The sequence below is a fragment of the Mycobacterium sp. 1165178.9 genome, assembly GCF_001673555.1.
GTDB lineage: Bacteria > Actinomycetota > Actinomycetes > Mycobacteriales > Mycobacteriaceae > Mycobacterium.
Genome location: NZ_LZMB01000141.1, coordinates 1 through 9,193, shown reverse-complemented (window position 1 = coordinate 9,193; position 9,193 = coordinate 1). Strand labels below are relative to the sequence as shown.

The following is a 9,193-nucleotide window of genomic DNA, read 5'->3' as shown; positions in this document are numbered from 1 at the left end:
ATGATCAACCTCGGCCCGGAGAACGCCGGCGAGGCGTTCGACACCGTCGAGTCGGTCAAGCGTGACCTGCGCGCCCTGGAGACCCTCGGCAAGCCGGTCGTCGCGGCCATCAACGGCGCCGCGCTGGGCGGAGGCCTGGAGATCGCGCTGGCCTGTCACCACCGCATCGCCGCGGACGTCAAGGGCCTGGTCGTCGGCCTGCCCGAGGTCACGCTGGGCCTGCTGCCCGCCGGCGGCGGGGTGACCCGCACCGTGCGGATGTTCGGCATCCAGAACGCGTTCATGAACATCCTGTCGCAGGGCACCCGCTTCAAGGCCGACAAGGCCAAGGAGACCGGCCTGATCGACGAGCTCGTCGGTTCGGTCGAGGAATTGGTGCCCGCCGCCAAGGCGTGGATCAAGGCCAACCCCGATTCACACGAACAGCCTTGGGACAAAAAGGGTTACAAGATGCCCGGCGGCACTCCGGCCAGCCCCGCGCTGGCGGCGAACTTGCCGGCGTTCCCGGCGCTGCTGAAGAAGCAGCTCAAGGGCGCGCCGATGCCGGCGCCGCGGGCCATCCTGGACGCCGCGGTCGAGGGCGCGCAGGTGGACTTCGACACCGCCAGCCGCATCGAGAGCCGCTACTTCACCCAGCTGGTCACCGGCCAGGTCGCCAAGAACATGATCCAGGCGTTCTTCTTCGACCTGCAGCACATCAACGGCGGTGGTTCCCGGCCGGACGGCATCGAGCCGGTCAAGATCAACAAGATCGGTGTGCTGGGCGCGGGCATGATGGGCGCTGGCATCGCGTACGTGTCGGCCAAGGCCGGCTACGAGGTCGTACTCAAGGACGTCAGCCTCGAGGCCGCCCAGAAGGGCAAGGGCTACTCGGAAAAGCTTGAGGCCAAGGCACTTCAGCGGGGCAAGACCACCGAGGAGAAGAGCAAGGCGCTGCTGGAACGCATCACTCCGGCCGCCGACCCGGCCGACCTCAAGGGCGTCGACTTCGTGATCGAGGCGGTGTTCGAGAACCAAGAACTCAAGCACAAGGTGTTCCAGGAGATCGAGGACATCGTCGAGCCCAACGCGCTGCTGGGGTCGAACACCTCGACGCTGCCGATCACCGGTCTGGCGACCGGCGTGAAGCGGCAGGAGGACTTCATCGGGATCCACTTCTTCTCGCCGGTCGACAAGATGCCGCTGGTGGAAATCATCAAGGGCGAGAAGACCTCTGACGAGGCGCTGGCCCGCGTGTTCGACTACACGCTGGCCATCGGCAAGACCCCGATCGTGGTCAACGACAGCCGCGGGTTCTTCACCAGCCGTGTCATCGGCACCTTCGTCAACGAGGCGCTGGCGATGCTGGGCGAGGGCGTGGAGCCCGCGAGCGTCGAGCACGCCGGTTCGCAGGCCGGCTACCCGGCACCGCCGCTGCAGCTGTCCGACGAGCTCAACCTGGAGCTGATGCATAAGATCGCGACGGCCACCCGCAAGGGTGTCGAGGACGCGGGCGGCACGTACGAGCCGCACCCGGCCGAGGCCGTCGTCGAGAAGATGATCGAGCTGGAGCGGCCCTCGCGGTTGAAGGGCGCCGGCTTCTACGAGTACGTCGACGGCAAGCGGACCCGGTTATGGCCGGGCCTGCGCGAGACGTTCAAGTCCGGCAGCGCGGAAATCCCGTTGCAGGACATGATCGATCGCATGCTGTTCGCCGAGGCGCTCGAGACGCAGAAGTGCCTCGACGAGGGCGTGCTGACGTCGACCGCCGACGCCAACATCGGGTCGATCATGGGCATCGGCTTCCCGCCGTACACCGGTGGTAGCGCGCAGTTCATTGTAGGTTACGAGGGTGCGCACGGTGTCGGTAAGGAAGCCTTCGTGGCCCGGGCCAAGGAACTGGCCGCCAGGTACGGCGACCGCTTCTTGCCGCCGGCGTCGCTGAGCTAGCCTGGCGCAGGCGCAAAAGCCCCCGGAACAACGACGTTTCGGGGGCTTCTGCGTGCGGTGGCCACGAAAGGCTAACGGCGCCTTTGGAATAGGTAATACCACGCCGGAGTCTTCTCGGCGCGGTCCAGCTCGCGTTCGGGGCCGGCCGACAACAGCGTCCAGCTCTGCGTGAATCGTCGTTCCATCTCGGCGCGGTCGACTCCGCGCACGCCGACACGGCCGCCCGGGACGAATGCGACGATCAGCAGCTTTGCGTCCGGTGCCGCCAGGGCGCTGATCTCGCGGACGTAGGCGTCGCGATCGGCGTCGCTCATGTTGTGCAGGCAGCCGTTGTCGACGATCAACTCGAAGTTCGCGCCAATGCCTGCCCGGCTCAGCTGCGTGACGTCGGCCCGAAGGAATTCGACGGCTGCGCCGGCCGCGGTTGCCTTGGCACGTGCGCGTTCGAGTGGCTTGGCCACGAAGTCGACGGCAGTGACCTTCCAGCCGTGTTGGGCGAGATAGATGGAGCAGTCACCGGTGCCGCAGCCGACCTCCAGGGCCGACCCGGCGGGCAGCGCCGCGGAGTCACCCGTTCCCTCGACCAGGCCCCGCAGGCTCTGCGCGAGGGGATGACCATCCCATGGGGTGAACCCGATGCGATAAAAGATCCGAAACAGCGTTTGTTTGGAAGCCATAGCCCACCCTAAGCCCATAGGCGGCTCACTTGGAGGCTGCGGCGATGCGGCGCCATTCCTCCCGCGGGAATGCCCGCGGATCGGCCCCCAACACCTGTACGCAGACGTGGTCGGCGCCCGCCGAACGATGCTCGGTGACGCGGCGCATGATGGCCTCTTCATCACCCCACGCGATGATCGCGTCGAACAGCCGATCGCTCACCTGTGACAGGTCGTCTTCGGAGAAGCCGCTGCGCAACAGGTTGTTGGCATAGTTGGGCAAGGCCAAATAGGCCCGCAGCCAATCGGTTCCGATCGCGCGGGCCTCGTCGGCGCTGTCGGTCAGGATTACCGTCTGTTCCGGTAGCAGCAACGGACCCCGGCCCAAAGTCGAACGGGCAGAGGCGGTGTGTACAGGGCTCACGAGGTACGGGTGGGCGCCGCCCGCGCGGGTCGCCGACAAAGTCAGCATCTTTGGTCCCAGCGCGGCAAGCACCCGGCGCTCGGTGGGAACCGGCCGCGGCGCGGCGTCCAAGGCGTCCAGGAAGGATGCGGTCGCCGCCAGGGGTTTTCGATACCGCCCGGGCTGTCCGGCATCGATCAGCGGGGCGTGGCTGACGCCGATCCCGAGCAGGAAGCGGTCACCGTGTTCGGCGGTCAGGGTCGCGTAGGACTCGGCGACGTCGCCGGGCGAATGCATCCACAGATTCAGGATTCCCGTGGCGATTACGGCCCGCTTGGTCGCGGCGAGCAGATGCCCCACCGCATCGAACACCGGCCCGCCGACGTCGGGTATCCACAGCGCCGGGAACCCCAGTTCGTCGAGTTCGGCTGCGGCCTCGGCGGATTCGGCCGGGTCGCCGTAGCGCAGTTGACTGCTCCAGATTCCGACACCGGTCAGTTCCATGTGAAGCCTTTCCTTCTGGCGCGCGCCTGCGGCGGCGGCACGGGGCCGCGGCCCTACACGTCATGCTGTCAGACGTCGCTTCCGGAGTATTCGGGCACCGGCATCGAATCGTGCATCCGGACGCCCTTGGTGTTGAGCTTCGCCACAGACCGGGACAGCGCCCCGGGCATCGCCGAGATCAGCTGGGCTCCACGGGTTAACGCCCACACTCCGATCCGCGAACCCGGGATGATGCCCTTGGCGGCGCCGCGGGCGAACGTCCGGCTGCGCTGCACCGATTCGTGCATCCGCAGTTCGTAGGCGGCGAAGGCGCGCAGGTGGTCGCCGCCCGCCTCGGCGAGTTCGCCGGCCAGCACATAGGCGCCGAGGACGGCGAGGCTGGTGCTGCCGCCCACCGCGGGTCCCGGGCAGTATCCCGCGTCGCCGACCAGGGTGACCCGACGCCGGGACCACCGGTCGGTGCGCAGTTGGGTGATCGAGTCGAAGTAGAAGGTGGGCGTGCGCTCCAGTTCTGCCAGCCAGGTGTCCACCTGTTCGTGCATTCCGCCGAATGCCTCACGCAGTATTTCCTTCTGCCGCAACGCATCACGATACCCGTAGTCCAATTCCTCGTTGCTGCGGAACAGGAATACCGCTCGGGCGTCGTCCAGGTGATCCGCCGTATAGATTCCGGCGAAGCGGCCGACGCCGACATGACCGACCATCTCGCCGGATTCGACCAGCGCCTTGGGTGCCGACAACACCGACAGGTATCCGCCGAGAAAACGCGTCAGGCTGGCCTCCCCGCCGAAGGTCAGGCGCCGAACGTTGGAATGCAGGCCGTCGGCGCCCACGATGACGTCGAAGGTACGCGCCGGCGAACGCTCGAATGTCACGGTGCCGTCGTGCTCGATCGCGGTGATGGAATCACCGAACACGTACTCGACATCGTCGCGGGCGGCGTCGTAGTAGATCTCGCTCAGGTCGTCGCGCATGATTTCCACGTGCGAATCGGAGGTCGCGGCGTAGATCTTGGTGAGGTCGACCTCGATGGCCTTCGTCCGCCCTTCGCGGTACATCGTCAACCGTTGCGTTCCGGTGGCCCGCTCCTCGATGCGCGGGAGCACACCCATCTTCGTCGAGATTTCCATTGCGGGACGGAACAAGTCGACGGCGTGGCCACCGGTTTTGCGCAGCGTCGGTGCGCGTTCCACCACGGTGACGTCGAAACCGTACCGGGTGAGCCAGTACGCCAGGACCGGGCCCGCGATGCTGGCGCCCGAGATGAGTATGCGCATGATCACCTCCCACGCTTACTTAACGTTCGGTAAGCGTAACATCCCACTTACCTATCGGTAAGTCAGATAAACTCGTGAGGGTGAGCAGGCCCCGATCGGATACCCGTGAGCGCATCCAGGAGGTCGCCCGCGAGCTTTTCCTGCAGCGCGGCGTGCAGCGCACGAGTCTGCAGGACATCGCGAACCAGCTGGGTATCACCAAACCCGCGTTGTACTACCACTTTCCCTCACGAGAAGACCTGGTGCGCAGCATCTTGGTGCCGCTGATCGACGAGGGTGAACGCTTCGTCGCCGAGCACGAGCGGCGCCGCCGCAACGATGCGCGCGAGCTGCTGGAGGGTTATTTCGATTTCCACTACCGGCACCGCCGGGACCTGGTGCTGCTGTTGACCGAGCTGTCGACGCTGATCGACCTCGACCTCATCGACACCGTGCTGGCGTGGCGTGAGCGGCTGGCCAGGCTGGTGTTCGGCAAGAAGCCGACGCTCGCGCAGTCCACTCGGGCGGTGGTCGCGTTCGGCGGCTTGCAGGATTGCTGCGTGCAGTTTCCCGATGCGCCCTACCAAGAGCTACGCGAGAAGTCGGTTGCGGCCGCGCTCGACGCGCTGGGTGGCTGACCTGATGCGGGCTAAAGTCCCTAGTTATGCGCTTTGGACTCTTCATTCCGCAGGGCTGGCGGATGGATCTGGTCGACATCGAACCCGAAAGGCACTGGGCGGTGATGCGCGACCTGGCCACCTACGCCGATAACAGCGCGTGGGACTCGCTGTGGGTCTACGACCACTTCCACACCGTGCCGATGCCGACGGGCGAGGCGACGCACGAAGCGTGGTCACTGATGGCGGCCTACGCGGCCACCACGTCGCGGATCAAACTCGGCCAGATGTGCACGGCGATGAGCTACCGCAACCCCGTCTACCTCGCCAAGGTCGCCGCGACGGCCGACGTCATCTCCGGTGGCCGCATACAGATGGGCATCGGCGGCGGCTGGTACGAACACGAATGGCGCGCTTACGGTTACGGGTTCCCCTCAGCGGGCGTGCGATTGGGCCGGCTGGAAGAAGGCGTGCAGATCATGCGCGATGCGTGGCGCGACGGCAAAGTCAGCTTGGACGGCGAGCATTATCAGGTCGACGGCGCGATCGTCGAGCCGAAGCCGTTGCAGGACGGGGGAATTCCCTTCTGGATCGCCGGTGGCGGCGAGAAGGTGACGTTGCGCATCGCCGCGCAGTACGCGCAATACACCAACTTCACGCCGGAGCTCGAGGCTTTCAAACACAAATCGGATGTGCTGGCCGAGCACTGCCGTCGCGTGGGCACCGACTTTGACGCCATCGTGCGCTCGGCCAACTTCAGCGCAATCATCGGCGCCTCCGACGCCGACGTCGAAGACCGGCGGCGGCGGATACGCGACCGAATCTCGCGCTATGTCCCCGAAGCCGCGGCGGATGCCATGCTCTCCGGCGGCTCGGAGGGGGCCACGGGCACAACGGAACAAGTCATCGAACGGATCGCCAAGGTCCGCGACCTCGGGTGCGAGTACGCGATCTGCTACTTCCCCGAGGCCGCCTACGACCGGTCGGGCATCGAACTGTTCGAACGGGAGGTCATTCCCGCGCTGAGCTGATAGCGCGTCACACGTCGCTGGTGAGGTACCTGGTCTTGGCCGGAGGCGCGGCCAGCAGCGGAGGAAGCTGCGTGAGCTTGCCTTCGCCGGCGCGAAACGCGCGGTAGGCCTCGTCGCTTTCGACCGTCTCCCAAATTTCGTAGATGAGCCAGTGCGCTTCGTCGTCCTCGTCGACAAGCACGTCAGTGCGCACATTGCCGTCGAACGCCCGCGTGTCCTGTAGCGCCCGGCCCATCAGCTCGCGCCCCGCAGCGACCTCATCGGGCTTGAATCTGAGCTCGAGTATCACCGTGACCGTCATCGGCCCAACATATCGTCGGGCCCGGTCCGCCGTCGGCCCGCCCGTCCTCCCGATGATGAGAATGCGGTTTCCACTTTTCGGAAAGCTGTTATACGGTTCAGTCAGAATTGTTCTTTTGGCGCACCGTGCACGTTCCTGGAGGATCCCTCAATGCAGAAGGCACTCGCTCCCGAGATCTCAACCTGGCCCGACGAGAACCCGCAGCTCATCGGCAGTCGGTGCGGCGATTGCGGCGCCACGACCTTCCCGGTGCAGGAGCGGTGCCCGCGGTGCAGCGGCGGCGCGATGAGCGACGTGCTGTTGCCGCGGACCGGCACCGTCGTCGCTTGGACCACCCAGGGGTTTCCGCCCGGCGCCCCGTACGCCGGCCCGACTGGCAAGGACTTCGTGCCGTTCGGCGTGGGTCTGGTCCAGCTCGGTGACGTCATCCGTGTCGAGGGACGGCTGACCGAGAACGACCCCGCCAAGCTGAAGTTCGGCCAGGAGGTCGAGCTCACCATGGTGCCTTTCACCACCGACGCGGACGGCAACGAGATCATCACGTTCGCCTTCCAGCCGGTCTAGCCAGAAGGAGCGTGAGATGACCAACGATGTAGCGATCATCGGTGTGGGCCTGCATCCCTTCGGCCGGTTCGAGAAGACCGCGATGCAGATGGGCGCCGAAGCCATCCAAAGCGCGCTCACCGACGCCGGTGTGGAGTGGAAAGACATCCAGTTCGGCTTCGGTGGCAGTCACGAAGTGTCCAACCCGGACGCGGTGACCCGCCTGGTCGGACTGACCGGCATCACCTTCACCAACGTCTTCAACGCCTGCGCAACCGCGGCCAGTGCCATTCAGCAGACCGCGGACACCATCCGGTTGGGCAAGTACGACATCGGCATCGCCCTCGGCTTGGACAAGCACCCCCGCGGGGCATTCACCGACGACCCCGCCAAGCTGGCGCTGCCGCAGTGGTACGCGCAGAACGGTCAGTTCGTCACCACCAAGTTCTTCGGGATGAAGGCCAACAAATACCTGCACGACCACAACATCTCCCAGGAGACGCTGGCGCGGGTGGCCAACAAGAACTTCCGCAACGGCGCGCTGAACCCGAATGCCTTCCGGCGCAAGGAGATTTCGGTCGAGGAGATCCTCAATTCGAACGTACTCAACTACCCGTTGACGCAGTACATGTTCTGCGCGCCCGACGAGGGTGCCGCGGCCGTCATCATGTGCCGCGCGGACATCGCACACAAGTTCACCGACAAGCCGGTGTACGTGCGCGCCTGTGAGATCCGCACCCGCACATTCGGTGCGTACGAGGTGCATGCCACCTTCGCACCGCTCGACGAGGACGTCTCCCCGACGGTCTACGCGTCCAAGGCGGCCTACGAAGCCGCGGGCATCGGGCCCGAGGACGTCGACGTCGCCCAGCTGCAGGACACCGACGCCGGCAACGAGGTCATCCACATGGCCGAGACCGGCCTGTGTGCCGACGGTGAGCAGGAGAAGTTACTGGCCGACGGCGCGACTGAGATCCACGGCTCGATGCCGGTCAACACCGATGGCGGACTGATCGCCAACGGCGAGCCGATCGGCGCATCGGGGCTGCGGCAGATGCACGAGTTGGTGCGTCAGCTGCGCGGCGAGGCGGGCGACCGTCAGGTACCCGGCAACCCGCGCGTCGGACTGGCCCAGGTATACGGCGCCCCCGGCACCGCGTCGGCGACCATCCTGTCGCTCTAATCGACTGCGCCCCAAACCCTTCTCAGGTCCAATCGCAGTCGGCCGGCTATGCGGCATATTCGGGTAACGCGATGTCGTCGCGGAATTCGCTGCGGACGGCCCAGGCGGCCAGCCGCGGAATGTTCAGCAGTTTCGACGCCTGATTGCGGGTCCACACGCCCAGTGCCGTCTTGGGCGCGAACATCGTGGCGAAGGCCCGCGCCGACCGCTGCCTGGCCTCGACGATCGGACGCAGCTGCCGCTCATAGCGACGAAACGCATCCTGGTGATTGGCTCCTGCGCCATTGAGTTCGCCGGCCAGTATGTAGGCCTGCACCATCGCGAGACCGGTTCCCTCACCCGCCAGCAGCGAGACCGCGGCCGCGGCGTCACCGACGAGCGCTACACGTCCATCCGACCAGCGGTCCATGACGATCTGGCTGACGCGATCGAAGTACACATCGGAGGTCCCGTCGAGCTTGCGCAAGATCTCCGGACATTCCCAGCCCGCGTTGCCGAAAACCTCATGCAGGGTCGTCTTGGCATGTGGCACATCCTGCGGATCGGGGCCGCTCATGTGATCAGAGGTGAAAACAAAAAGAAACATGGTCTTCTCGTCGCGCATCGTGAATCGTGCGATCATGCGCCCGGGCATGGTGTGCGCGACGTAGACGAGTTCATCACGCGGTTGATAGCCCTCGGCCTCGAACGCCGCGACTCGGGCGTGCAGGTCACCCTCGAGCGCGGCGGGTCGCGACAGTTCGACCTGCTCGTTGGCGCGGGTGGTATCC

10 protein-coding genes are annotated in these 9,193 nt (G+C 65.9%); 5 read left to right on the top strand and 5 right to left on the bottom strand.

Annotated features, from left to right (window positions below; translation table 11 throughout):
- Window positions 1–1,929 (top strand): 3-hydroxyacyl-CoA dehydrogenase NAD-binding domain-containing protein (locus A5652_RS06845; protein ID WP_067348206.1); only part of this gene is annotated, 1,929 nt, incomplete at its 5' end.
- A 71-nt stretch (window positions 1,930–2,000) separates the two neighbouring features.
- On the opposite strand, the gene A5652_RS06840 is transcribed toward A5652_RS06845, so the two are convergent.
- From A5652_RS06840 to A5652_RS06830, 3 genes are all read right to left on the bottom strand, one after another.
- Complete coding sequence (locus A5652_RS06840) at window positions 2,001–2,606, bottom strand: bifunctional 2-polyprenyl-6-hydroxyphenol methylase/3-demethylubiquinol 3-O-methyltransferase UbiG (RefSeq protein ID WP_067348205.1); 606 nt, start codon at window positions 2,604–2,606, stop codon at window positions 2,001–2,003.
- Window positions 2,607–2,631: 25 nt separating this feature from the next.
- The gene (locus A5652_RS06835; protein ID WP_067348204.1) at window positions 2,632–3,492 is read right to left on the bottom strand and encodes an LLM class F420-dependent oxidoreductase; all 861 of its coding nucleotides are present in this window, start codon (window positions 3,490–3,492) and stop codon (window positions 2,632–2,634) included.
- Between the two features lie 68 nt (window positions 3,493–3,560).
- On the bottom strand, window positions 3,561–4,769 hold the full coding sequence (locus A5652_RS06830; RefSeq protein ID WP_067348209.1) for an FAD-dependent monooxygenase: 1,209 nt from the start codon (window positions 4,767–4,769) through the stop codon (window positions 3,561–3,563).
- A gap of 80 nt (window positions 4,770–4,849) precedes the next feature.
- On the opposite strand from A5652_RS06830, the gene A5652_RS06825 reads away from it, so the two are divergent.
- On the top strand, window positions 4,850–5,386 hold the full coding sequence (locus A5652_RS06825; protein ID WP_067348203.1) for a TetR/AcrR family transcriptional regulator: 537 nt from the start codon (window positions 4,850–4,852) through the stop codon (window positions 5,384–5,386).
- A 26-nt stretch (window positions 5,387–5,412) separates the two neighbouring features.
- Window positions 5,413–6,396, top strand: coding sequence for an LLM class F420-dependent oxidoreductase (locus A5652_RS06820; protein WP_067348202.1), 984 nt, complete (start codon window positions 5,413–5,415; stop codon window positions 6,394–6,396).
- A 7-nt stretch (window positions 6,397–6,403) separates the two neighbouring features.
- On the opposite strand, the gene A5652_RS06815 is transcribed toward A5652_RS06820, so the two are convergent.
- A complete protein-coding gene (locus tag A5652_RS06815) occupies window positions 6,404–6,697 on the bottom strand; it encodes a putative quinol monooxygenase (protein WP_067348201.1) in 294 nt (97 codons plus the stop codon).
- 150 nt (window positions 6,698–6,847) lie between these two features.
- On the opposite strand from A5652_RS06815, the gene A5652_RS06810 reads away from it, so the two are divergent.
- Both A5652_RS06810 and A5652_RS06805 read left to right on the top strand, forming a co-directional pair.
- Window positions 6,848–7,261, top strand: coding sequence for a Zn-ribbon domain-containing OB-fold protein (locus tag A5652_RS06810; protein WP_067348196.1), 414 nt, complete (start codon window positions 6,848–6,850; stop codon window positions 7,259–7,261).
- A gap of 16 nt (window positions 7,262–7,277) precedes the next feature.
- A complete protein-coding gene (locus tag A5652_RS06805; protein ID WP_067348193.1) occupies window positions 7,278–8,423 on the top strand; it encodes a thiolase family protein in 1,146 nt (381 codons plus the stop codon).
- Between the two features lie 46 nt (window positions 8,424–8,469).
- Here the strand turns inward: A5652_RS06805 and A5652_RS06800 are convergent.
- Window positions 8,470–9,193, bottom strand: a 724-nt coding sequence (locus A5652_RS06800) for an FAD-dependent monooxygenase (RefSeq protein ID WP_067348190.1), incomplete at its 5' end; no start/stop codon positions are given.